Source organism: Nocardia sp. NPDC059228, from assembly GCF_042754245.1.
In the GTDB taxonomy this organism is placed as follows: domain Bacteria; phylum Actinomycetota; class Actinomycetes; order Mycobacteriales; family Mycobacteriaceae; genus Nocardia.
The window spans coordinates 19,064-42,119 of sequence record NZ_JBHZAL010000007.1; the positions used below are offsets into that span (position 1 = coordinate 19,064).

The following is a 23,056-nucleotide window of genomic DNA, read 5'->3' on the forward strand; positions in this document are numbered from 1 at the left end:
AAACCCCCCTAGGGGGGGCTTCTTCACGCACTACCCCCAATTCCACGGGGGGGCGCCACTTTGTAGTTGGCGCCCCCCCCCCGCTTCGTGTGTCTGCCTGTCAACCGTTGTGTCCGCCCCGTCTCCTGGGCGTGTCCACCCGTCTGCTCGGGTGGACACTGCTGTGTCCTTACTGCGCGATAAGGAGACAGTCAGGACACCGAGGAGACAGCAGAGCTTCTTCGGTGAGGCTGCGCAGGTCTTCCGGGACCTCGGTCAGCCCAACGAAATTGACCGCTTCGCTGACCGCTCGATTCAGGAACGCCTGGAACAGCGGCGCGCACGGAGGGGCGGCCTCGGCCAGGCCGCGATGGCTACCGCCTTCCTACAGCGCAATGAGATCGAGGCGGCGGCTGAACGAGCCGAGGTCGTTGTTCAACTGACCTCGACGGTCAACTATTCGCGGTGCCTCGAGGCCGTCACCGACCTCCAGCGGAAGCTGAAGCCGTATGCGGCAGTCCCGCAGGCACGTTCAGAGCCCCTTCGATTGGCCAACTTCGATGAGGTGGCCGTCGGGATCACGGATGTAGGAGCGGAGTTCGTGAGGGTGGTCGACCGGTTCTGTCAGAAAATCCGCACCTCGGGCGGTCCATTCGCGCTGCGACCGGTAGATGTCGGCGACGCGGATGTTGAGGAAGGCGCTGACCGTGTCGGGGTCTTGCGGCGTGGTGAGAGTTACGGTCGGTTTGTCCGCTGTCGGACCGCCGCCGTCGTTGAGGATCAGCCAAGTATTGGCCAACTGCAGGATGACGGGGTCACGGTCGTGCACAACCTGGGCGCCGAACACAGTCCGGTAGTAGTCACGCGATCTGTCCTGGTCGGAGACGACGAGGAAATGGGTGACCACGAAACCGTCGCGCGGGGGAAACTCGAACTGTTGTGAAGTAGTCATGGATCGCCTCCTCTAGCTTGCAGCTCGGGTGCGGTCACAGTCTCGACCGATGCATAGTACCCGACCCAGCTCCAGCATCACTTTGTGATGTAGTGCCTTCTTCGCTGGTAGTGAGCGGGTTTTTCCTGGTGTTGAGGTCTTCGTTGCCATGTCGGCCAGCGGAACAGCCAGGTGGGGTGCCGACCACAACTGGGGCTGGTCGCGCTGGCGACAACACCAAGCCCGGCCTTTCCCACTACGCGCCTCGGGAACCCTCTCGAACCATCAACAACCGTCGACAGGGAACCCGCGGGTCAGCCCACTGGTACAACGTGGCCACAACCGCAAAGGCCAAGGTGGCAGTCCGAGCTGTACTTGGACGTGTAAATCGTCGGGTCGCAAGCGATCTCAGGAGCCCCAACCGCATCGCGGTTGGGGCTCCGTCCTTTTTCGAGCCGCTGCCCGGCCTCTTCCGGATGCTGCAGGCAAGGGAATTCGCGTATGATTGCGTGAGATTTACTGGGGTGCAAGAGCATTGATGGTGGTCCAGGCGTGGTCCCGGTGGGTGGGGCGGGAGGTTCGGTGGGCGGGAGGAACCGTGGGTAGGACTGCGGGGGACGCGTAAGCACCCCTAGCGTCCCGGGCTGTGAAAACCAAACGTTTTGCACGACTTCGTGTTTCAGTGTTCGCTGTGACTGCTATCGCCGCCGCGGTGCTCGGTGTGGGAGGGCTGCCGACGGCCGTGGCCGCGCCGATCATGCGGGCGGATGCCACTCAGATCACGCTGCAGGGAGCGGTGAATGTCCGGGATGTGGGCGGGTATGTCACCTATACCGGGGATCCGACGCGGTCCGGCAAGGTGATTCGGTCCGATGCGCTGAACAAGCTGACCGATGCCGATGTCCAGAAGCTGGGCACGCTGGGCATTCAGAAGGTGATCGACTTCCGCACGCAGGCCGAGGTGCAGGCGCAGGGTGCGGACCGGCTGCCGGCCGGGCTGACCGCGGTGGCGCGGCCCATCGACGACGGCGGCATGTACATCAAGATGGCGCAGGCCATCGGATCCAAGGATCCGGTGCAGCAGCAGGCCGCGCTCGCGGACGGCAAGGCCGAGCAGATGATGAAGGACGCCTATGTCAGCTTCCTGAGCGCGGATTCGGTGGCCAAGTTCGGTCAGACCATCAAGGACATCGCGGCCGCAAGCGGGGCGACGCTCTACCACTGCACGGCGGGCAAGGACCGGACCGGCTGGATGACGTATGTGCTGCTGCGCGCGGTAGGTGTACCGGAGACCATCGCGCGCAAGGACTACCTGCTGTCCAACCAGTACCGTGCCGCGGCCGACGCCGCCCAGCGGGCCCAGCTGAAGGCGGCCGGGATCATGCAGAACCCCGACCTGCTGATCCCGCTGCAGGTAGTGAGTGACGAGTACCTGGACACCGCCGTCAACCAGATGAACCAGCAGTACGGCGATTTCGACCACTTCCTCACCAAGGGCCTGGGCCTGGACGCCGGCACCATCCTCCGCCTGCACCACAACCTGGCGGGCTGAGCCCACCACAACCGGAGCCCCGTCGCAGCGGCTGAGGCGGGGCTCCGGTCATCCGGAGAGCGGCTCGCGGCCGGGTTGCGGCCCGATCCGCGCGAGTAGCAGCAGCCGCCCGATTCGGGTATCGCGCTACCCGTGTCGGTGCGACCGGTTCGGCGCAGGATCGTAGTCGTCACAACCCTGTTCGTCACTCATTTCGGGAGGGATGCACCATGAAGCGTCTCTCGGAACGCCGACGGCTCACTGCCGCGGAGTTCGAGACCTGCGCGGGCGAGTTCGAGCGGAGCGGTCGGTCCGGAGCCGCGACGACGCCACAGCGAACCGGTCGCGGCGTGGTCGCACTGCCGCGCCGGGGACGCGGCGAGCACGCACCGGAGCAATTGGCCGGATTCCTGCCGAAGGATATGCCGGTTCATACCCGCCCACACACGGAAACCGTTGCACTGTATGCGCATTCGCGCAGACTCACCGGCGACTGCCGGCCGCCGTCCGTATCTTCCGGCCACGGCCGGCACCTGCTGACCGACCACACCTGGCCGTGGATTCTGACCGGGCGGGTCACCACCAGTGACGGCATGGCGGGATCCGGCGTGCTGGTCGGCTCCCGGCTCGTGCTGACCGCGGACCAGCTGCGGCCGAGCGAGAGCATCGCCCGGGGCAGCTGGTGGATGACCTTCTCGCCGCACTTCGACAGCGGCGCCGATCCGAACGCGCCGTTCGGTTCGAGCGATGTCAGCGATCTGGCGCACTACAACGCCGGGCGCGACACCGAATACGGTGCCGGGCACGACTTCATGCTGTGCCGGTTGTTCGAGCCCATGGGCCATCAGCTCGGGTTCCTGGGCGCCACCTCGTTCGCGGACGACTGGCGCGGGCTGCAGGTCTGGCACAGCATCGGCTACCCGGCCGACATGGGTGGCGGGACGCGTCCGGCGGTACGGATCAACGGGAGCGTGGAACACGATCACGAAGACGACAACGGCTGGTACATCGAGGCCGAGGCGAGCCTCGATCCCGGCAATGCGGGTGGGCTCTTCTTCTCCTGGTTCGACGACGGCCATGTCCGGCTGTGCGGTGTCGTATCGGCTGCGGAGAGCGTCGACGGCGATCTCGACCATGCCCTCGCCAGCGGCGACGACATGGTGTCCCTGATCAATTGGGGTCGCGCCACCTGGCCCGAGTGAACCGGAAGCGCCGGGTATGCCCCGCCCGCGGCCAGATCAGCGGCGGGGCGGCGCGGCGAACGCGGACAGGTCCAGGGCGGTGGTCTCGGTCCAGCCGGTGGCGCGCAGGTCGTCGGGGGTGGGGACGCCCAGGGCCTCGTGCAGGCCGCGCGCGGCCGAGCGGGCCAGGTCCTCGAAGCCGGTGCGGGTGATCGGCCAGTGCATGGTGCGGCGCCAGTTCTCGATTTCGTGCTGGAGAGTGGGCGCGGTCCAGCCCAGCTCGCGCAGAAGGCGGTCGGCGGTCTCGGAAATCGGTTCGGCGAGATAGTAATTGCCGGTGAGTTCGGCTGAGAGTTTGATGTCGAACTGCTGGAATTGCACGTAGCGATTGCCGGTCGCGGCGAGGATGACGGTGGCGCGGGAGGGTAATTTCGCAAGGCAGCCGGCCAGGCCGTGCACAAACACGTCCCAGTCGGTTGTGACAACTTGCAGGGGCTGGCTCCGGGTGCCCATCGCGGCCGATCATACGCCGTCAAAACACGGCGTCGACGAAAAACCGTGGCGCCCAGTCCGATCAGCGGAAACCGCGGCGGCGTCGACTGGAGGACCGTCGCGGTTTCCGGGTGATCGGCTTACCGCTGGTGGGGCATCGGGGCGGGGCCGAGTACGGCGAGGGGTGTGCGGGCCAGCATTCGCTCGTCGCTTTCCCACGACGGGAGCAGCTGGCGGGCAAAGAATTCCCGCACCCGCCGCGACATCGAGTCGGAGACCGGAATCGACGCGGCCGGCGCCGGAGCGGCCATTGCGTTCATTGCACTCCCCTCGACGGGTCAGATGTTCGACAATTCATTCTGCCCATCGAACATCGGTGTGGCCGTTAATCTCTCGTGAATATTTGCTCGCCGGCGCGCGGATTGACGATTCCCTGGCGGCCGCTCTTCAGCCGAACATTTCGAGATTCAGGTCGCTCAGCAGATCGGGGTCGGCCAGCATTTCGATGGCGGTGATGCGGCCGTCGACGACGGTGAAGTCGAAGACGACGCGCGGGGTGCCGCCGGTCGACCACACCAGGCCGGCGAGGCCGTCGATGAGGGCCGGGCGGGCGGCCTTGGCGCGGCCCGCGAAGGTGGTCGCGACCGCCTGTGCGCCACGGACTTCGGGGTCCGCGCCCATGGTGACGCCGATGGCGTCGGCGCGCACCACCACGTCGGGGTCGAGCAGTTCCAGCAGGGCGGCGAAGTCGCCGCCGCGGGAGGCGGTCAGGAAGGCGTTGACCACTTCCTGCTGGCGTTCGCGGTCGACGGCGATCTCGTCGACGCCGCGCACACGTCGCCGGCCGCGGCTGGCGAGTTGCCGGGCGGCGGCGGGGGTTTTGCCGAGAATGGGGGCGATGTCCTCGAACGGGACGGCGAACATGTCGTGCAGGACGAAGGAGAGCCGCTCGGTGGGGGTCAGGGTGTCGAGCACCACCAGCAGGGCGGCGCCGATCGAATCGCCCAGCAGCGCTTCCTGTTCCGGGCCGAAGGTGGCTTCCGGCGCGTCGTAGTCCGCGAGCGCGTCCTCGCGCCGGGTGCCGCGCGACTGGAGCATGTTCAGGCAGACGCGGGAGACGACGGTGGTGAGCCAGCCGGCCAGATTGTCGATCCCGTCGGTCTCGGAGCGGCTCAGTCGCAGCCAGGCTTCCTGGACGGCATCCTCGGCTTCGGCGGAGGAGCCGAGCATGCGCTGTGCGAGCGCCTGCAGCCGGCCGCGCTGCAACTCGAATTCCCGTGCCACCAGGTCCAGTTCGTCACGCTCGTTGCCCATTGCCGAAGTCTCCTCGATCACGACCGGTCGGTCCATCCGTACCGTGCGGGCGCGTCCGGAAAATCGGGGCCCACACCTCCACGACCGAGTAACCGGGCCGAATGTGACAGCGTCGATGAAATACCAGCTCAGAGGGGTCGAGATCCGGTTCACCGTCGCCCGCGGCGAGGATCCGATCATGGACGCCGCCCACCACGTTGGCTATAACGGCAATGGCCGGAACGTCGGCCTCGACCCGCACGGCATGGCCGCCGCATCGCCACGGTGGAAGGAGCAGACGATCGTGTCCTCGGAACCCTCCGACAACCCCGAACATTTCGAGGTGCGACCAGTGGGCCGGGTCCGTTCCCCGCTCACCGACCGCACCGGCGCACCGCGCCAGGCCGACGAGGACGCCCCACCCGCCGATATCGTCCTCGCCCCCGAATTCGCCGCGGCCGCAGCCGATCTGCGCCCGGGCATGCGCGTCGTCCTGCTCACCTGGCTGCACGCCGGGAGCCGCGATGTGCTCGCGGTCCATCCCCGCGGCGATCGAACCCGGCCGCCCACCGGGGTCTTCGCCACCCGCTCCCCCGACCGCCCCAACCCGATCGGCCTGCACGAGGTCACCATCACCACGGTGTCTCCCGAGGTCCTCGGCGTAGCCGGCCTGGAAGCCATCGACGGCACCCCCGTCCTCGACATCAAGCCGGTCCTGGGCGCCATCGAAACCCGCTGACCGGCCCGGCTCGGGCGGGCGGGCGCGGGCCCGGCGTAGGTTGAGGGTCATGGCGGCACCCAGGCATCCGATCCCGGCGGTCGGCACGCAGCGGCTGGCCGCGGCGTGTCAGGCCGAGGTGCCCGCATTGACCAAGCAGCTGATCGCGGCCATTTTCACCGACAATCCGGGGTGGACGGACTACACGGCGGTGCCGCGGGCGGACCTGAGGGACGGGTGCCGGCGGTATCTGACGCGGATCCTGGATCTGCTGGGCGGGCAGCCGCCGGATCCGGACGGGGACGATGTGGCCGCGGCCATCGGGCGGCGGCGGGCCGAGCAGGGCGTGCCGTTGGAGGCCATGCTGCGGACCTTCCGGCTGGGCGGCCAGATCGTGTGGGAAGCGTTGCTGGACAAGGCCGATGACATCGGTTCAGCGGAGACCCGGCAGGTCGGTTCGGCGATGTGGGCGGTGGTCGACGGCATGTCGTCGGCGCTGGTCACCTCGTACCGGAACACCGAGCTCGACCGGGTGCGCAGCGATGAGCGGCGGCGGCATTCGCTGATCGAGGATCTGCTGGCGGGCCGGGCGCACGACGCCACCTTCGCCGCGCGGGCGGGACGCGAGCTGAATCTGCCCGCGAACGGGGCGTACCTGGTGGTGGTGGCGCGCGGTGAGGGCGGGCCGCGGCTGCGCACGGGTGCGGAGGCGGCGCTGGGGGTGTCGGGGATCCGGTCGGTGTGGCACGAGCGGGTCGATTCCACGGTCGGGCTGGTCTCGCTCGAGCATCGCGCGAGTTCGGCTGTGCTGCACCAGCTTCGGCCGCTGATCCGGGGGCGGGCAGGGGTCTCGCCGGCGGTTCCGGGCCTGGCGGGCATCGATACCGCGCACGGGCTGGCGGTGCTCGCGCTGGACACCGCGCCCGGCGATGAGCAGGGGCTGCTGGTTTCGCTGGACGAGCGCTACCTGGAGGCGCTGCTGCTGCGCTCCCCCGATCTCACCGATCTGCTCGTCGCGCGCACCCTCGGCCCGGTGCTGGAACTGCCGCCCAAGGAGCGCGACATTCTGCTCCGCACACTGACCGTCTGGCTGGCCGAGAACTGCTCGGCGGCCAATGCCGCGCCGAAGTTGCACTGCCATCGCAACACGGTCATCAACCGGCTGCAGCGCATCACCCTGCTGCTCGGCCGCCCGCTCGAGGGGCAGCGGGCCTACCTGGAGCTTTCCCTCGCCCTGGCCGCCCTGGGACTGGCCGGCGCCGACCGCGACTGAGCCGCCGAAAGCCCGCTACTCACGGGTACAAATTGTGCTCTGCGCCCAGCCGCGCCGTGTCATATATGGGCTTCCAGTGCATTGATTGTGCATTTGGTGACCGACAGACTCGATCGGAATGACTCGCATCACAACCGATGGCGGGTTACGAGAGCAATCGAGAACGAGGAGCACCACGAGTGCCGGAATTCGATCTTCTGGTGATCGGCGGCGGTCCGGGCGGTTACGTCGCCGCCATCCGCGCCGCCCAGCGGGGCCTGACAGTGGCCCTGGCCGAAAAGGAACGCCCGGGCGGCGTCTGCCTGAACTGGGGCTGCATCCCGACCAAGGCCATGCTGCGCTCCGCCGAGGTCTTCCACACCATCGCGCACGCCGCCGATTTCGGCATCTACGCCGATAACCTGCGCTTCGACTACGCCGCCGTGCGGCAGCGCAAGGACGGCATCGTCAAGGAGCTGACCGACGGTGTCGCGGGCCTGCTGAAGGCCAATGGCGTGACCGTCATCGAGGGCCATGCGCGTTTCACGTCGCCGACCACGGTCGAGGTGGTCGAGGCCGGGCCGTCGCCGATCTTCGAGGGCGGCCCGCGCTACGCCGCCGCCCCGACCGCGAACGCCGTCCGGACCGTGAGCGCGAAGGATGTCATCGTCGCCACCGGTTCGATCCCGGCCGTGCTCCCGATTCCGGGCGCGGATCTGCCGGGCGTAATCACCTCCGACGGCGCGTTCGGCCTCACCGAGGTGCCGAAGCGCCTGGTCGTCATCGGCGGCAGCGCGGTGGGCGCGGAGTGGGCCAACCTGTTCCACGAGTTCGGCAGCGATGTCACCGTGGTCGAGATGCAGGATCGCCTGGTTCCGTTGGAGGACAAGGAGATCGGCACCGCCCTGGTGCGCTCGTTCACCAAGCGCGGCATCAAGGTGCTGACCGGTGCGACGGTCACCGCCATCGCCCAGGGCGGCACCGGCCTCACCGTCAGCGTCGGCGGCCCGCAGGCGCAGGAGCTCGCCGCGGACGTGGTGCTGGTCGGCGTCGGCCGCCGCCCCAATACCGCCGGGCTGGGCCTGGACGTCGCCGGAATCGACACCGACGCACGGGGTTTCATCCCCGTCGACGCACAGCTGCGCACCGCTGTCGAGCACGTCTACGCCATCGGCGATGTCACCGGTAAGGCGCTGCTCGCGCACGTCGCCTCGCATCAGGGCCTGGTCGCGTCCGACACCATCGCCGGCCACGCCGCCCACATCGACTACAACGTCATCCCCGCCGCGACCTTCACCCACCCGGAGATCGCCGGCGTCGGCCTCACCGAGGACGCCGCGAAAGCCGCGGGCCACGACGTCATCACCGCCAAGTTCCCGTTCGCGGCACTGGGCCGGGCCAAGTCCTTCGGCGATCAGGAAGGCTTCATGAAGATCGTCGCGGGCCGGCAGCACCAGGAGGTGCTGGGCGTGCACATCATCGGCCCGTCGGCCAGCGATCTCATTACCGAAGGGGCCCTGGCGATCTCGCTGGAGGCGACCCTCGACGAGCTCGCCGACACCATTCACGCCCACCCCACCCTCGGCGAGATCGGCATGGAGGCCGCCCTGGTCGGGCTGGGCCTGCCGGTCCACGTCGCGCCGCCCCGGAAGCGTTGAGGAGTTCCGTCATGACCACGACCACTTCAGCGGAGCTGACCAAGACCACCGCCGCGCCGCGCAAGGCGGCGCGCAAGGCGACCCGCCCGGCCGACCGGACCGCCGACGTAGCCGTATCGGAAAACCTCCTCGGCGGAGCCGATTTCGGCGGCGCGGATGCGGACACGCTGCGCGAGCTGTACACCGACATGCTGTTCATCCGCCGCTTCGAGGAGCGCACCGCGCAGGCCTACCAGCAGGCCAAGATCGGCGGCTACTGCCACCTCAACCTGGGTGAGGAAGCCACCGTCGTCGGCGTCGGAAAGGCCATGCGCCCCACCGACTATCTGTTCACCAACTACCGCGAGCACGGCTACGCGCTGGCCAAGGGCATCGAGCCCGGCCGCGTCATGGCCGAGCTGTACGGCCGCTCCACCGGCACCTCCAAGGGCTGGGGCGGGTCGATGCACATGTACGACACCGAGACCCGCCTGCTCGGCGGCTACGCCATTGTCGGCGGCCAGGTTCCGCTCGCCATCGGCGCGGCGCTGGCCATCGACTACCGGGGCGGCGACGACGTCGTGGTGTGCCAGATGGGTGAGGGCACCACCAATATCGGCGCCTTCCACGAGTCGCTGAACATCGCGGCGCTGTGGAACCTGCCCGTCGTGTTCCTGGTCATCAACAACCAGACCGGCATGGGCACCACCGTCGAGAAGTCCTCCGCCGAACCGGACCTGTGGAAGCGGGCGTCGTCCTACCGCATGCGCGGTGAGCGCGTGGACGGCACCGATGTGCTGGCCGTGCGCGAGGTCGCGAGCGATCTCATCGAGACCGCCCGCCGCGAGGGCAAGCCCGCCCTGCTCGAGGCCGTCTCCTACCGGCTGAAGGGCCACTCGGTCGTCGACCCGGCCAAGTACCGCAGCGAGGACGCCGTCTCCACCGCCGTCGAGCACGACCCGATCGTGCTGTGGCACAACCGTCTTCTCGACGCGGGCGTGCTGAGCGAGGACTCGGCCGCCGCCATCGAGGCCGACGTCAAGCAACGCGTCCGCGCCGCGGTCGATTTCGCCGATCAGTCCCCGCACCCGGACCCGGCCACCCTGTTCGATTACAACTACGCGACCCCGGTCGCGGGCGATTCCCGTCGCCTGCCCGGCGATCCGCTCTTCACCGCCTAAGGACATCACCGTGGCTGTCATGACCTACCGTGAAGCGCTGCGCGAGACCCTCCGCGAGGAGATGCGGCGCGACGACGACGTCCTCCTCATCGGGGAGGAGATCGGCGTCTTCGAGGGCTCCTACAAGATCACCGCCGGCCTGCTGGCCGAGTTCGGCGAGAAGCGGGTGCGTGACACCCCGATCGCCGAAGAGGGTTTCGTCGGCGCGGCCATCGGCGCCGCCATGCTGGGCCTGCGCCCGGTCGTCGAGATCATGACGATCAACTTCTCGCTGCTGGCGCTGGACCAGATCGTCAATCACGCCGCCAAGATCTACGGCATGTTCGGCGGGCAGACGTCGGTGCCGATGGTGATCCGCACTCCCGGTGGCGGCGGCCAGCAGCTCGGCGCGACGCACTCGCAGAACATCGAGCTGTACTACGCGTTCGTGCCGGGCCTGAAGGTGGTCGCGCCGAGCACGCCCGCCGATGCGAAGGCGCTGCTCAAGGCCGCCATCGACGACGACGATCCGGTGCTGTTCCTGGAGAACCTCTCGCTCTACAACACCAAGGGCGAGGTGCCGGACGACCTGCCGCCCGCCGAGATCGGCAAGGCCGCGGTCACCCGTGAGGGCACCGACATCACGCTCATCGGCTACTCGCGCATGGCCACCGTGTGCACCCAGGTCGCGGAAAAGCTCGCCGCGGAGGGCATCTCGGCGGAGGTCGTCGACCTGCGCAGCCTGCGGCCGCTGGACCGCGACACCATTGTCGCCTCGGTCAAGAAGACCGGTTGCGCCGTCATCGGCGAGGACGACTGGCTGACCTACGGCATCGGCGCGGAGGTCGCGGCCTCCATCTCCGACGGCGCGTTCGACTACCTCGACGCCCCCGTGCGCCGGGTGGCCATGGCCGAGGTGCCGCTGCCCTACGCCAAGCCCCTGGAGAAGCTGGCGCTCCCGTCGCCGGACTCCCTCTACAGGGCCGCCCTCGAAACCCTTGCCGCCGTGGGCAAGCGACGCTGAGAACCGGAAGGAATCATGCCTGAAGTAACCATGCCCCGGCTCTCCGACACCATGGAGGAGGGCATCGTCTCGGCCTGGCTCAAGCAGGTCGGCGACCAGGTCAAGGCCGGCGAGATCCTCGCCGAGATCGAGACCGACAAGGCGCTGATGGAGCTCGAGGCCTACGAGGACGGCGTGCTCGAGCAGATCATCGCCGCGCCCGGCACCACCGTCGCCATCGGCGAGCCGATCGCGATTCTCGGTGACGGCAGCGGGGCGTCGGCTCCGGCCCCGGCCGCAGCTCCTGCCCCTGCGGCTCCGGCTCCGGCCGCGACGACCGCTAGCGCGCCGGCGAATTCGGCTCCGACCGCCGAAAACGGCAGTGCCCCTGAGGTTCCGGCCGAGTCCGGTGAGCGCAAGAAGTCGTCGCCGCTGGCCCGCAAGGTCGCCAAGGAACTCGGCGTCGACATCGCCGCCCTGACCGGCACCGGCCCCGGCGGCCGCGTCACCAAGCAGGATGTCGAAAACGCGGGCAGCACAGCCGCTCCGACCGCTGCCGCCCCGGCTCCGGTCGCCCCGGCTCCCGCGATCGCTCCGGCCACCGGCGATTACGAAGAGATCCCGCTGACCACCATCCAGCGCGTCTCGGCCCAGCGCCTCACCGAGTCCAAGCAGCAGGCCCCGCACATCTATCTGACCAGTGCGATCGATGTGACCGAGCTGCTCGCCTTCCGCGCGCAGATCAACCAGACCCTGGAGGAGACCGGCTCCGGCAAGGTCAGCGTGAACGACCTGCTGGTGAAGGCGGTCGCCACCGCGCTGCGCCTGGATCCGGCGGTGAACGTCTCCTTCGCGGGCGACAAGCTGTTGCGGCACAACGCGATCAATATCGGTATCGCGGTCGCCACCGAGGCGGGCCTGCTGGTCCCGGTCATCCACGACGCCGACCGCAAGAGCGTGTCCGCCATCGCCGCCGAGGGCCGCGACAAGGCCGCCCGGGCCCGCGACCGCAAGCTGCGCGGCGAGGACATGTCCGGCGGCACCTTCACCATCTCCAACCTGGGCATGTTCGGCATCGAGCAGTTCACCGCCGTCATCAACCCGCCGGAGTCCGCGATCCTCGCGGTCGGCGCGGCCCAGGACGAGCTGAAGCTGGACGGCGAGAAGGTGGTGGCGCGCAAGATCCTTCGCGTCACGCTGTCGGCCGATCACCGTTCCATCGACGGCGCCGTCGCGGCCCGTTTCCTGCAGCAGTTGAAGGCGCTCATCGAGCATCCGCTGCGCATCGTGACCTAGTCACGCCCCGATCGCCGTCCGGTTTTCGATCCAGGATCGGACGACGTCGCCCGCCACCCGGCGCGCGCGGTTACCCATGCCACGCCGCGCGACCGGCAGCCGTACTCACCCGGCGGCGGGTAGTGAACGCCGGATGGCGTGGACCGGGTTACCCGGCCGGTCCCCGCCATCCGGCTCTTCGCGTCTCTACGGCTAGCCTCGGGCGTGCCTATTCTCGAATCCATGGGGTTGCAGCGGTTCCCGAACCTGACCTTCGGTGTATTCGTGGTGACGGCCGTGGTGAACGTCCTGCAATGGCTCGTACCCGGCACGCTGGCGCACCTGGAGCGGACTCCGTCAGGGCTGCATGGGGATTGGTGGCGCTCGGGCACAGCACTGTTCGTGCAAGATGGCGGATTCGCCGGCGCAATACTGAACCTGGCCTTCTTGCTGGCGCTCGGCCTGCTTGCCGAGCAGGTGCTCCCGCAGTCCCGTTGGCTGCTCCAGTATTTCGGGATCGGGCTGGTGGCCGAGTTCATCGCGTACGCCTGGCAGCCGGTCGGCGGTGGAAACTCCATCGCCGATTGCGGTCTTGCCGGCGGGCTCGCAGTGGCGTTGTGGCGGCGCGACGAACGCCTGCCGCGTTGGTCGCTGACCGTCGTAATGCTATGGAGCGCAGCCATGTTCGCCACCCTTGGAGGCCAAGCGTGGTTGCCTGCGGTATTGGGATGCGCGTTGCTCGTCGGGCCCGCAAATCTCATGGCGGCGCGTGGTCTGGACCTTCGCCGCCCGGTAGCAGCTCTGCTCGTGCTCGTCGGCCTGGTCCTCGCTGCAACTGCGAATATTCATGGCGCGGCCCTGATTCTGGGCACCGCTGCTGCGGCCAGTTCTGCCACCGGCAGTCAACACCGACGCCAGGAAACGGCCCCCTCCACGGAGGGCTCACCTGCGTAAAGCCTGGTGACGCCGGGCATGCCGAGCCGCGGCCGGCCGTTCGAGCCCTGCTAACATCGCTGGTCGAGACGTGAATTCGCGCTGAACATGTTGCATCCCAGACGGTCGGAGAGGTGGATTGTGGGCGACGCCCGGACCGAACGATGGGCCGAACATCGGGTCGAGATGCGGCGCACTCTGATCGACGCCGCCATCCGCGTGATCGAGACCGAGGGGCCGCAGGCCAGCATGCGCGCCATCGCCGCAGAGGCGAAGGTCTCCAAGCCCACCCTCTACCGGTTTTTCGCCGACAAGGCGGATCTGGCGCTCGCCATCGCGGATCAGGCCAAACAGGATATCGTGCGCGGCCTGGCGGAGGTCCGCCGGCAGCCGGCGGGCAGCGCCGGGGCGATGCTGCACGCCGCGCTCGCCGGATACGCCGCGCTGATCGTGGACCATCCGCAGATCGCGCGGTTCCTGTTCCTCGACGCGGAGAGCCCGGGAGCCAAGTCGCTCGAGAATTGGCAGGCGATCCGCTCCGAGGTCGCCGATCTGGTCGTCCTGATCATCGAATCGTCCGGCGCCACAACGGCGGTCGACGCGTCCCTCTACGCTTCGATGATCGTCGGGGCGGTGGAGGGCGCGGCGAACTGGTGGTCCGCGCCCGCCGAAATGCCCGGCTCGGCCGAGGAATTCGTGGCGGCGGCGGAACCCGTGGTGCGGGCGATCATCGAGCGGGCCGCGACCGCCGCCGGCGTGACGATCGATTTCGACCGGCCGCTGACCACCGCCTCCTGACCTGCGCCGGCAGCGGCTCTGCGGCGCGACCACGTCGCCGATTCAATACATCATCGCCTTCGACGGCACGCTCGCCGACGCCCCACTGCCGCAAAGGCCGTGGGCCCGCTCGCCTTCCGCCAGCTGCAACCCGCCTAGCGCGCGACACCGGCCGCCCGCAGATACGGCCAGAGTGCCGAGCGCGCATGCCGGAGGAATGGTTCCTCGGCCGTCGTTCCCCGAGCCGAGAGGACGGCACGGATCCTCGCGCGGAAGACGGGTTCGGTCATGCCGAACTCGACCAGGATGTCCTCGGGGGTGGGGCCACCGTACGGCTGCCAGATCAGGGCGAACTCGACGATGGCCCACTCGTGACTCCGCACCGGGGTCAGAAAGCCGATTCTTCGACGGTCATGATCTCGCTGTCGAGCGCGGCGAGGACCTCGAGGTCGGCGTCCAGCCGGGGCAGCACCTGCTGGGCGAAGAATGTCGCGGTGGCGACCTTGCCCTCGTAGTAGCGGCGATCGGTCTCGGCCGGGTCCGAATCGAGTGCGGCGAGAGCGGTTTCGGCGCCGGCGAGCAGGCGCCACCCGATGAGGAGGTCGCCGACGGCCAGCAGGAAGCGGACCGAGCCGAGACCGACCTTGTACAGCTCGTCGGGCTGTTCGCCGGCGGCCAGCAGATAGCCGGTCAGGATCCCCGCCATGTCCTGGACCTGTTCCAGCGCGACCGACAGCTGATCCTTGGCGAGCTTCAGCTGCTGCGGACCGTCGGCTTCCGCGGTCCGGCGCACCTGGGCGAGCACGTGCCCCAGCGCGACGCCGCGATTACGCGCGATCTTGCGGAAGAAGAAGTCCTGCGCCTGGATCGCCGTGGTGCCCTCGTAGAGCGAGTCGATCTTCGCGTCGCGAATGTACTGTTCGATCGGATAGTCCTGCAGGAAGCCCGAACCACCCAGGGTCTGCAGCGATTCCGCCAGATACTGGTAGGCGCGTTCGGAGCCGACACCCTTCACGATCGGCAGCAGCAGGTCGTTGACGGCGGCGGCCAGTTCCGGGCCGGCCCCCGAAATATGCTGCGCCACCACGGCGTCCTGGTGCCCGGCCGTGTAGAGGTAGACCGACCGCAGCCCTTCGGCGTAGGCCTTCTGCAGCAGCAGGGATCGGCGCACGTCAGGGTGGTTGATGATCGTCACCTTCGGGGCCGTCTTGTCGGCCTGGCGGGTCAGATCCGCGCCCTGCACCCGCTGCTTCGCGTAGTCCAGCGCGTTCAGGTAGCCGGTGGACAGCGTGGCGATCGCCTTGGTGCCCACCATCATCCGGGCTTCCTCGATCACCTTGAACATCTGCGCGATACCGTCGTGCACCTCGCCCACGAGCCAGCCGACCGCGGGGACGCCGTGCCCGCCGAGGGTCAGCTCACAGGTCGCCGAGGCCTTGAGGCCCATTTTGTGCTCGACGTTGGTGACGAACACGCCGTTGCGCTCACCGAGCTCACCGGTCTGCGGATCGAAGTGGAACTTCGGCACGAAGAACAGGGACAGGCCCTTGGTGCCCGGACCGGCGCCCTCCGGCCGCGCCAGCACCAGGTGCGCGATGTTCTCGAACAGATCGTCCGAATCCGCGCCGGTGATGAAGCGTTTGACGCCCTCGAGCCGCCAGGAACCGTCCTCCTGCCGAACGGCTTTCGTCCGGCCCGCACCGACGTCGGAGCCCGCGTCGGGCTCGGTGAGCACCATGGTGCCGCCCCAGTTCCGTTCCGTCATCAACTGCGCCCAGTGGCGCTGCTGCTCGGTGCCGACGCCGTGGAGGACATTGGCCATCATCGGGCCGATCAGGTACATGTAGGCGGCCGGTTGCGCACCGAGCACGAATTCCGAGATGGCCCAGGACACCATCGCGGGCGCCGGCATCCCACCGATCTCCTCGGCCTTGCCCACCCGCCACCAGTCCGCGTCGTACCAGGCCCGGACGGCCTGCTTGAAGTCTTCCGGCAGCCGCACCGCGTGTGCCGCCGCGTCGAAAACCGGTGGCGTGCGATCGGTTTCGGCGTAGGACGCCGCCGCCGGTCCCTCGGCGAGGCGGGCCGCTTCGGCCAGCATGGTGCGCACGGTGTCGGCGTCGAGGTCGCCGAAGGCGCCCGCGTCCAGGACGGTCCCGAGCCCGAACACCTCGAACAGGTTGAATTCGAGGTCGCGGACATTGCTCTTGTAATGGCTCACGAGTCACCACTTTTCGAGATACGGAACGGGCTGACAATGGCTTGTTAATGACCGATAAGTAAGGAACCCGTATCAATTCACGCCATTCACGTACTGGTAGCAGGCAATTCGAATCGACTAAGTGAATGGCCGCTAAGTGGCGTAATTCACCGGGCCGCCGCACGGACGCCGATCGGGGCCGCCGCGATCCGCTCGTCGACCGCAACCAGGACGTCGACGAGATCGTCACGCCACCGCAACCGCGGATTGCGCACGGCCTCGATGACAACCGTGGTGGATGCGCGGACCAGCAGCCGCGCCACCGCGGCCGGGATCTCGGGCCGGACCGCCTGCAACATGCGCCCCCACTGGGCAATGCTGTCCAGGCGGACGCGCCGGTAGCGCTGCACCGCGTCGTAGGGCAGGTGACGTGTTTCGCTGACGGTGATGGCCAGCAGGTCCGGTTCGTCGACGCCGAATCGCGCGAAGCTGCGCATCAGCGAGCGCATCGACGCCTCGGCGCTGCGGGTCTCCGCGACCGCCCGCACCAGTGTCAGCTGCAGCCATTCGTCCTGCCGTCGCACGATCCGATCGAGCAGTTCGGCCTTGTTCGAGAAGTGGTAGTACAGTGCGGGTCCCGACACCCCGACCGCCGCGCCGATGTCCTCGATGCCGACGGCGGCGAAACCGCGAGTGCTGAACAGCCGGGCGGCCTCGGCGAGCATCCGCTCGGACCGGAGCGCTCGATCCAGCGCGGTATTCGCACCGTCGAGCCGCGCGGAGCGCGTCGGCGGCCGTCCCCCCGTCCGATCCGGCAGCTCGGTCCGGATCACCTCGGCGACAACGGATTCGAGCAGCTGCGCGGCGATCGGCAGCGGCAGCTCGGTCCGGTGATAGGACGGACTGACCGCGACCGACAGCACACACCAGCTCAGCAGCTCGACATCGGCGACGTTCAGTTCGGGACGGCAGCCGCGAATCCAGTGTCTGAGGTATCCGGTGAGCCGGGCGGCGCGCAGCAGCACCGCGGTCCGGTCACCGGGCGTCAGATTGCGGAACTCCAACTGCCACAGCCTGGGCAGCTCACGCAGCTCGAGCGCAACCCGGACCAGAGCGGCCGGTACCGCCGCCCCCGACGGGTCGGCCCGGTGGGCGGCCTCGACACGCGTCAGGGTGTCGTCGAGGCCGACCAGCAGGCACTGCCCGAGCAGTGCCTGCTTACCGTGGAAGTGCCGGTACAGCGCCGGCGCCGAAATGCCCACGGCCGCCGCGATATCGGACATGGAAGTGCCGTGATAGCCACCGTGCGCGAAGGCGTCCACGGCAGCGTCCAAGATCATGGCACGCCGGGTCGGAGGGCGTTTCCCGGTCGCGGCGGCTCTCGTCCGCCGGTGTGTCGGCGCGGACGCCCGGTCAGGCCGCGGAGTCACCCGCGGCAGCCCATTCCGCCGCCGCGCGATCCGATCGGATCGCTGAAGTAGATCAGTGCCTGGAGAGCGGCGGGCAGAGGCGGCCCTGGCGGCAGCACCGCGCTCGTGGTTGCCGTGACATTCATGATGGGAAGGCTCCATACTGGTACCGTCGGTACCGATACCGAGGGTAGCACGACGTCCTGAGCAGGCGACATCCGTCAACAGGGCACCCCGGACAGAGAAGGCCGACTCGGATCACATCTCCAGCCGCTGAGTAGCGGGCTTTATTTTATTGCGCACCAACATAATTCGTCGAAATAACCTGATATTCAGGCGTTCAATCGTTGCCCACGGTATGCCATCCCGACCGGTCATACTCGCCGACCGGGAGAGTTCCCGGCCCGAGAGCCGGCAGGCGACGAATCCAGTGGAGGACCGATGCCCGAGTGACGGTTGCCACGCTCTCGACATGATGAGAAGATTTGTTAGTAACTCTCTCATCCTGTCGCAGTGTGGCGCTCCGGCGGGAGTGATCAAAGGAGATCAGCATGACCGCCGCCGTCGCGCTCGACCACGAGACCAAAGGCCGTCCCGAACGCCGCCCGTTCGAACCCGGCAGCCGGATGTGGGATGACGTCGGCCTGCTCACCTTCTCCCTCACCGCCGGGTCCGCCTTCCTGCTGCAGACCATGGAACCGACCATCGCCGCGGTGGTCGACGAACACTCGACCTTCCGCACCGACCCGATGGGCCGGGCCACCCGCAGCATCGCCTCGGTGATGATGTGGATCTACGGCGGCGACGAGGCGCTCGCCGAGGCCGACCGGCTGCGGCGGATGCATGCCACTCTGAACTCCACCGACGCCCAGAGCGTCAAGCACCGGGCCCTCGCGTCCGCGCCCTGGGCCTGGGTCCTGCACACCGGCGTGTTCGCCTTCACCGAGGGCAACAAGTACTTCTCCAGCCGGAAGCTCACCGACGCCGACAAGGAGTCCTATTACCAGGAGACCGTGCAGCTCATGCGCAATTTCTCGGTGGCCCCCAAGGAGATTCCCGCGACCTACGCGGAATGGGAGCCCTGGTTCCAGGATCAGGTCGAAAACCACCTCGTCGCAACGAATGTCGCCTACGACTATCTGAAGGTGATCCGGAAGATCGCCCCGCCCAAGCAGGTCCCCGCTCCCCTGCACCCCGTCTGGCGTGCCGTCACCAACCCGGTCGGCCGCCTCCAGTACTTCTTCACCGTCGGCACCACCCCCGAGCTGGTCCGCGACCGGCTCGGCCTGGAATGGACCGCGAAAGACGAACGCGCCCTGCGCATCCTGGGCCGCGTCATCGGCCGCACCGTCCCCCTCCTCCCCGAGCGCGTCCGCTACTTCCCCATCGCCTACGAGGCCCGCCGCCTCGAACGCGACCGCGCCCGCCTCCGCAAGATGATCAACCTCCGTCCCGTGTAATCACACGGGATCGGGGGAGCTCTCAGCATAGGGAACCGGGCGAGATGCCATGGTGAGAGCTCCCCCGTCAGGACAGCGGCCGGACCGGGTGGCGAAGCAGGGTGCGCATGGCGGCGTCCTGGGTCCGGCGCGGGTCCGAGAGGTAGATCTCGTGGTGGCGGCCGTTCATGGTCAGGTGGTGTTCGGCCATGAAGGCTTCCATGCGGGCGAGGGTCTCGGGCTCGGTGGCGTACGGGCCGCGGTGCATGATCTGGATGGCGTCGCCCTCGGTGAGCTGTTCGAAAGTGGCTCCGGAGACCATGTCCGGGGTCACCGGGTCGGGCATGCGGATCATCATGGTCCAGTGCCATTCGTCACGCGGCACCTCCAGGGCGGGACGGTCCGACTCGACCCACCACAGGCCCTCCAGCTTGGGGACCACGAAATCGTTGCCCTCGGCCTTGGCGATCTTCTTGGCGCCGTAGGCGGCTCGGTACAGGGTCGAGACGGCCTCGGTGTAGGCGTCGCCCAGGGGTGCGCCGACACCGCTGACCGTCGCATAGTTGCAGGTCCGGAAGGTACGCAGGACGGGTTCGGCGGGGGCGTCGTAGTAGTGCCTGTCGGTCTTGGCCAGGTCCAGTTTCATGGGTGCTCCTCCCTCGGGGTCGATTCGAGGATGCGGTCTCCCGTGACGGGAGGGTCAAACCCGGCGTGGCGTGCCGACCGGGAAGCGGACCGCGCACCCCGGTTCCTGGGGCTGGATCGCGGCCCTCGCAAGCACCAAGGTCACTATGGTGAGCATGCGGATGGTGTTGTGGCGCGCGTTGATCGGCGTGCTGCTACTGGTGGTGGGGGTAGTGGCGGAGCCGGGGCGGGCGGGGGCGCAGGCGCAGTATCAATGGCACGAGGAGTTCATCACCGCACCGGACGGGACGCGATTGCACGCGGACGTGCTGCGACCCGTCGGAATCGCCGACGACGTGCGCACACCGGTGATCATGACCGTGAGCCCGTACCGGGCGCACCTCATGCGGTTGAGCGAGCCGCGGGTCAAGGGCGGGCCGTCCACCGACGATCTGCCGGCGTCGCTGTTCCTGCAGGCCGGATACACCTACGTGATCGTGGATCTGCGCGGATTCGGCGGCTCCAACGGCTGCCCCGATTTCGGCGGCCCGGGCGAGCGGTCGGATGTGAAGACCGCGGTGGAATGGGCTGCGGGACAACCGTGGTCGACCGGCCGGGTCGGGCTGGCCGGCACCTCCTACGAGGGCTGGACCGGGCTCATGGGACTGGCCGAGCGGCCCGCCGGACTGGCGGCGGTGGCCGCCTTCGAGCCGGTCGTGGATCCCAGCACCTACCTCTATATGCAGGGCATCGCCTGGAAGTTCTCGCTCAAGCCGATCAGTGAGAACGGCTTCCGGCCCGGCGATCTCGCGGGCTTCGAGCATCTGATGATCGCCTCCACGCCCGCGTATCCGACCGATTCGGCCGAGTACAAGGCGAATGCTTCGAGCATCGATCCGGCCTGCTATCAGCACTACCTCGCCGAAACCACCAACCACGACGCGAATTCCGCATTCTGGCGGGACCGGGATCTGGTGGAGAAGGTGCGGGGCAACACCATACCGCTGTTCCTCAGCCAGGGCTTCGTCGACTACAACACCCGCCCCGACCGGGTCTTCCCGCTGTGGAACGCGCTCGGCCCGGGCGAGCACCGGGCCTGGTTCGGGCAGTGGGGTCACCGCGACTGCACCGAGAAATGCGGTTCGCCCGACTTCGCCACCGAGCTGCTGGCGTTCTTCGACCGGCACGTGGCGGGCAAGGACGTGACGGTGCCCGGACCCCGGATCACCGTCGGCCAGTTCGACGGCCGGTGGCGTTCGGAGACCGCGTGGCCGCCCGCCGACAGCCGCGCCGTCGACATCGATCTGCGCACCGGACGCTACAACGACCGCGGCCTTGTCCCGGGCGCGGACCGCGAGATCTGGACCGTGACCCAGCCACTCGACCAGGACCAGCACCTGTCCGGTCAGGCGACGGCCACCCTCGGCCTGGACGGGCCCGCCGCGGCAGCCGTCACCGTCGAGGTCTACGACATCGACCCGAACAACCGGGCGACCGTCGTCACCCGCGGCATCGCCCCGGTCACCCCGACCGCCCAGGTCCGGCTGCTCGCACAGGACTGGCCCATTGCCGCCGGCCACCGGATCGGCATCCGCATCACCGACGTGGTCGACGACGTGTGGGCGCACCCGCCGGCCTTCGCACCGGTCACTGTCACGACGGCCCAGATCCACCTGCCGCTGCTCGCCAGCATCCGCACCCCCGACCTGCCCGGCGATATCAGCGAGGCCATTCCGAAGTGGCGGAACGAGAAGTCGGTCTCGCTGTCCCCCGATGTGGTGAACAATGCCAGTGTGACCGTGAACTTCCCGCCCAGGGCCGGCGGATAGGCCCATGACCAGCACCGCGCCGACCGACGCCCGCACCGTCGACGATGCCACCGCCGAGCGGCTGGCCGCGGCGCTCCGCTGCCGAACCGTCTCCTACGAGAACCGCGACCGCATCGACCGCGCCGAATTCGACCGCCTCACCGCTCACCTCGAACAGTCCTTCCCACTGGTCCACACCCACCTCACCTGGGAAACCTTCGGCCACAGCCGCCTGTACCGCTGGGCGGCCGCCGACGGGCCGGATGACACTGTGGCGGCGATTCTGCTGGCGCATATGGATGTCGTGCCGGTGGACGATCTGGAGGCGTGGACGCACCCGCCGTTCGACGGCGTGGTGGATGACGAATTCATCTGGGGGCGTGGGGCTATCGATGACAAGAGCCGGGTGCTGGCGATTCTGGAAGCGGTCGAGCGGGCGTTGAGTGCGGGTGTCCGGCCCAGGGAGACCGTGTATCTCGCGTTCGGGCACGACGAGGAGATCTTCGGCGCCGAGGGCGCGGGACGGATGGCGCAGCGGTTGCGTGACGCCGGTGTCCGGGCTCGGTTGCTGGTCGACGAGGGCGGCGTGATCACCACGGGCGTGGCCGACGGGATCGACGTGCCGGTGGCCACGATCATGGTGGGCGAGAAGGGGTTCGCGACGGTGCGGCTGTCGGTGACCGATGTGGGCGGGCATTCGTCGATGCCGGGACGGCAGACCGCGGTGGGGCGGCTGGCGCGGGCGGTCGCACGTATTCAGGATCATCCGTTCCCCTTGCGGTTGACGCCGGTCGCGGTCGACATGCTCACGCGGGTACGGGAATTCATGTCCGAACCGCGCCGGACGCTGCTCGGGCTGGTGCACGTGGCCGGGGCCATCGCGGCGCGGGTGCTGGCGGCCCGGCCGCAGACCGAGGCGCTGGTGCGGACCACCACCGCGCCGACCATGATCAGCGGCGGGGTGAAGCCCAATGTGCTGCCGCAGCGGGCCGAGGCGTTCGTGAACTTCCGCATCCTGCCGGGCGATTCGGTGGCCGATGTGCTGGCCCACTGCCGGAAGGTGGTGCGGGACAAGGGCGTATCCATCGAACTCGACGGCACCACCTCCGAGCCCTCGGCCAACCCGTCGGCGGGCCCGGACTTCGATCTCGTCGCCGACGTCGCGCGCGAGGTTGCGCCGGGCATCGCCGTCACGGTCGGCGTCGTCCCGGGCGCCACCGACTCCCGCTATTACGACGATCTGGCCGCCACCCGCTGTAATTTCGCGCCGATCATCTTGACCGCCACCGATCTGGAGCGTATCCACGGCACCGACGAACGAATCTCCCGCGCCGATTACGCCCGATTGATCCGGTTCAACCGGCTTCTGCTCGACCGCCTCGTCGGCTGACCCCGGCAACCCCCACTCCACCGG

The 23,056-nt window shown here is 68.4% G+C and carries 21 protein-coding genes; 13 read left to right on the forward strand and 8 right to left on the reverse strand.

The features are described 5' to 3' along the window. Window positions 1-511: 511 nt before the first annotated feature. Complete coding sequence (locus ACFXKA_RS13895; protein WP_379427477.1) at window positions 512-931, reverse strand: VOC family protein; 420 nt, start codon at window positions 929-931, stop codon at window positions 512-514. Between the two features lie 670 nt (window positions 932-1,601). Here ACFXKA_RS13895 and ACFXKA_RS13900 point away from each other — a divergent pair. Together ACFXKA_RS13900 and ACFXKA_RS13905 are read left to right on the forward strand one after the other, a co-directional pair. After that, entirely contained in the window at window positions 1,602-2,462 is an 861-nt protein-coding gene (locus ACFXKA_RS13900) for a tyrosine-protein phosphatase (RefSeq protein WP_379427478.1), read from the forward strand. A gap of 209 nt (window positions 2,463-2,671) precedes the next feature. After that, the gene (locus tag ACFXKA_RS13905; RefSeq protein ID WP_379427479.1) at window positions 2,672-3,643 is read left to right on the forward strand and encodes a trypsin-like serine peptidase; all 972 of its coding nucleotides are present in this window, start codon (window positions 2,672-2,674) and stop codon (window positions 3,641-3,643) included. Window positions 3,644-3,679: 36 nt separating this feature from the next. On the opposite strand, the gene ACFXKA_RS13910 is transcribed toward ACFXKA_RS13905, so the two are convergent. The 3 genes from ACFXKA_RS13910 to ACFXKA_RS13920 form a co-directional block, all read right to left on the reverse strand. Beyond that, a complete protein-coding gene (locus ACFXKA_RS13910) occupies window positions 3,680-4,135 on the reverse strand; it encodes a hypothetical protein (protein ID WP_379399819.1) in 456 nt (151 codons plus the stop codon). 119 nt (window positions 4,136-4,254) lie between these two features. Next, entirely contained in the window at window positions 4,255-4,425 is a 171-nt protein-coding gene (locus ACFXKA_RS13915; RefSeq protein WP_379427480.1) for a hypothetical protein, read from the reverse strand. A 136-nt stretch (window positions 4,426-4,561) separates the two neighbouring features. Beyond that, window positions 4,562-5,428, reverse strand: coding sequence for a sigma-70 family RNA polymerase sigma factor (locus tag ACFXKA_RS13920; RefSeq protein ID WP_379427481.1), 867 nt, complete (start codon window positions 5,426-5,428; stop codon window positions 4,562-4,564). A gap of 115 nt (window positions 5,429-5,543) precedes the next feature. Here ACFXKA_RS13920 and tsaA point away from each other — a divergent pair, with 115 nt between their 5' ends. From tsaA to ACFXKA_RS13960, 8 genes are all read left to right on the forward strand, one after another. Beyond that, window positions 5,544-6,146, forward strand: coding sequence for a tRNA (N6-threonylcarbamoyladenosine(37)-N6)-methyltransferase TrmO (tsaA, locus tag ACFXKA_RS13925; RefSeq protein ID WP_379427482.1), 603 nt, complete (start codon window positions 5,544-5,546; stop codon window positions 6,144-6,146). A gap of 49 nt (window positions 6,147-6,195) precedes the next feature. Beyond that, window positions 6,196-7,398, forward strand: a complete 1,203-nt coding sequence (locus tag ACFXKA_RS13930; RefSeq protein WP_379427483.1) for a PucR family transcriptional regulator — start codon at window positions 6,196-6,198, stop codon at window positions 7,396-7,398. Window positions 7,399-7,577: 179 nt separating this feature from the next. Further along, complete coding sequence (gene lpdA, locus ACFXKA_RS13935) at window positions 7,578-9,035, forward strand: dihydrolipoyl dehydrogenase (protein WP_354838430.1); 1,458 nt, start codon at window positions 7,578-7,580, stop codon at window positions 9,033-9,035. 11 nt (window positions 9,036-9,046) lie between these two features. Then, entirely contained in the window at window positions 9,047-10,195 is a 1,149-nt protein-coding gene (gene pdhA / locus ACFXKA_RS13940; RefSeq protein ID WP_379427484.1) for a pyruvate dehydrogenase (acetyl-transferring) E1 component subunit alpha, read from the forward strand. A 19-nt stretch (window positions 10,196-10,214) separates the two neighbouring features. Next, a complete protein-coding gene (locus ACFXKA_RS13945; protein ID WP_379378293.1) occupies window positions 10,215-11,198 on the forward strand; it encodes an alpha-ketoacid dehydrogenase subunit beta in 984 nt (327 codons plus the stop codon). Between the two features lie 15 nt (window positions 11,199-11,213). Next, window positions 11,214-12,473 carry a dihydrolipoamide acetyltransferase family protein gene (locus tag ACFXKA_RS13950; RefSeq protein WP_379427485.1) on the forward strand — a complete coding sequence of 420 codons (1,260 nt, stop codon included), beginning with the start codon at window positions 11,214-11,216 and terminating at the stop codon, window positions 12,471-12,473. 222 nt (window positions 12,474-12,695) lie between these two features. Continuing rightward, window positions 12,696-13,406 carry a hypothetical protein gene (locus ACFXKA_RS13955; protein ID WP_379427486.1) on the forward strand — a complete coding sequence of 237 codons (711 nt, stop codon included), beginning with the start codon at window positions 12,696-12,698 and terminating at the stop codon, window positions 13,404-13,406. A 165-nt stretch (window positions 13,407-13,571) separates the two neighbouring features. Beyond that, window positions 13,572-14,183 (forward strand): TetR/AcrR family transcriptional regulator, encoded by a 612-nt coding sequence (locus ACFXKA_RS13960; RefSeq protein ID WP_379427487.1) that lies wholly within the window; start codon window positions 13,572-13,574, stop codon window positions 14,181-14,183. Between the two features lie 134 nt (window positions 14,184-14,317). Here the strand turns inward: ACFXKA_RS13960 and ACFXKA_RS13965 are convergent, their stop codons facing one another. The 3 genes from ACFXKA_RS13965 to ACFXKA_RS13975 form a co-directional block, all read right to left on the reverse strand. After that, window positions 14,318-14,545: a hypothetical protein gene (locus tag ACFXKA_RS13965; RefSeq protein WP_354838415.1), complete on the reverse strand. Its 228-nt coding sequence runs from the start codon at window positions 14,543-14,545 to the stop codon at window positions 14,318-14,320. 5 nt (window positions 14,546-14,550) lie between these two features. Beyond that, window positions 14,551-16,383 carry an acyl-CoA dehydrogenase gene (locus ACFXKA_RS13970; RefSeq protein ID WP_354838412.1) on the reverse strand — a complete coding sequence of 611 codons (1,833 nt, stop codon included), beginning with the start codon at window positions 16,381-16,383 and terminating at the stop codon, window positions 14,551-14,553. A 146-nt stretch (window positions 16,384-16,529) separates the two neighbouring features. Beyond that, complete coding sequence (locus ACFXKA_RS13975) at window positions 16,530-17,702, reverse strand: TetR/AcrR family transcriptional regulator (RefSeq protein WP_379427488.1); 1,173 nt, start codon at window positions 17,700-17,702, stop codon at window positions 16,530-16,532. Window positions 17,703-18,322: 620 nt separating this feature from the next. On the opposite strand from ACFXKA_RS13975, the gene ACFXKA_RS13980 reads away from it, so the two are divergent. After that, window positions 18,323-19,231, forward strand: coding sequence for an oxygenase MpaB family protein (locus ACFXKA_RS13980; protein ID WP_379427489.1), 909 nt, complete (start codon window positions 18,323-18,325; stop codon window positions 19,229-19,231). Between the two features lie 67 nt (window positions 19,232-19,298). Here ACFXKA_RS13980 and ACFXKA_RS13985 read toward each other — a convergent pair whose 3' ends face one another. Continuing rightward, entirely contained in the window at window positions 19,299-19,856 is a 558-nt protein-coding gene (locus tag ACFXKA_RS13985; protein ID WP_379427490.1) for a GyrI-like domain-containing protein, read from the reverse strand. Window positions 19,857-20,010: 154 nt separating this feature from the next. Here ACFXKA_RS13985 and ACFXKA_RS13990 point away from each other — a divergent pair, with 154 nt between their 5' ends. Beyond that, window positions 20,011-21,663 (forward strand): CocE/NonD family hydrolase, encoded by a 1,653-nt coding sequence (locus ACFXKA_RS13990; RefSeq protein WP_379427491.1) that lies wholly within the window; start codon window positions 20,011-20,013, stop codon window positions 21,661-21,663. Window positions 21,664-21,667: 4 nt separating this feature from the next. Then, window positions 21,668-23,032, forward strand: coding sequence for a M20/M25/M40 family metallo-hydrolase (locus ACFXKA_RS13995; RefSeq protein WP_379427492.1), 1,365 nt, complete (start codon window positions 21,668-21,670; stop codon window positions 23,030-23,032). Window positions 23,033-23,056 lie beyond the last annotated feature (24 nt).

What these genes read in the sequence shown, in the direction of transcription:
- ACFXKA_RS13895 (WP_379427477.1), bottom strand. Translation starts at nt 931, where the DNA reads ATGACTACTTCACAACAGTTCGAGTTTCCCCCGCGCGACGGTTTCGTG.
- ACFXKA_RS13905 (WP_379427479.1), top strand. Translation starts at nt 2,672, where the DNA reads ATGAAGCGTCTCTCGGAACGCCGACGGCTCACTGCCGCGGAGTTCGAG.
- ACFXKA_RS13910 (WP_379399819.1), bottom strand. Translation starts at nt 4,135, where the DNA reads ATGGGCACCCGGAGCCAGCCCCTGCAAGTTGTCACAACCGACTGGGAC.
- ACFXKA_RS13915 (WP_379427480.1), bottom strand. Translation starts at nt 4,425, where the DNA reads ATGGCCGCTCCGGCGCCGGCCGCGTCGATTCCGGTCTCCGACTCGATG.
- ACFXKA_RS13920 (WP_379427481.1), bottom strand. Translation starts at nt 5,428, where the DNA reads ATGGGCAACGAGCGTGACGAACTGGACCTGGTGGCACGGGAATTCGAG.
- tsaA (WP_379427482.1), top strand. Translation starts at nt 5,544, where the DNA reads ATGAAATACCAGCTCAGAGGGGTCGAGATCCGGTTCACCGTCGCCCGC.
- ACFXKA_RS13930 (WP_379427483.1), top strand. Translation starts at nt 6,196, where the DNA reads ATGGCGGCACCCAGGCATCCGATCCCGGCGGTCGGCACGCAGCGGCTG.
- pdhA (WP_379427484.1), top strand. Translation starts at nt 9,047, where the DNA reads ATGACCACGACCACTTCAGCGGAGCTGACCAAGACCACCGCCGCGCCG.
- ACFXKA_RS13945 (WP_379378293.1), top strand. Translation starts at nt 10,215, where the DNA reads ATGACCTACCGTGAAGCGCTGCGCGAGACCCTCCGCGAGGAGATGCGG.
- ACFXKA_RS13950 (WP_379427485.1), top strand. Translation starts at nt 11,214, where the DNA reads ATGCCTGAAGTAACCATGCCCCGGCTCTCCGACACCATGGAGGAGGGC.
- ACFXKA_RS13955 (WP_379427486.1), top strand. Translation starts at nt 12,696, where the DNA reads ATGGGGTTGCAGCGGTTCCCGAACCTGACCTTCGGTGTATTCGTGGTG.
- ACFXKA_RS13960 (WP_379427487.1), top strand. Translation starts at nt 13,572, where the DNA reads ATGCGGCGCACTCTGATCGACGCCGCCATCCGCGTGATCGAGACCGAG.
- ACFXKA_RS13975 (WP_379427488.1), bottom strand. Translation starts at nt 17,702, where the DNA reads ATGATCTTGGACGCTGCCGTGGACGCCTTCGCGCACGGTGGCTATCAC.
- ACFXKA_RS13980 (WP_379427489.1), top strand. Translation starts at nt 18,323, where the DNA reads ATGACCGCCGCCGTCGCGCTCGACCACGAGACCAAAGGCCGTCCCGAA.
- ACFXKA_RS13985 (WP_379427490.1), bottom strand. Translation starts at nt 19,856, where the DNA reads ATGAAACTGGACCTGGCCAAGACCGACAGGCACTACTACGACGCCCCC.
- ACFXKA_RS13990 (WP_379427491.1), top strand. Translation starts at nt 20,011, where the DNA reads ATGCGGATGGTGTTGTGGCGCGCGTTGATCGGCGTGCTGCTACTGGTG.
- ACFXKA_RS13995 (WP_379427492.1), top strand. Translation starts at nt 21,668, where the DNA reads ATGACCAGCACCGCGCCGACCGACGCCCGCACCGTCGACGATGCCACC.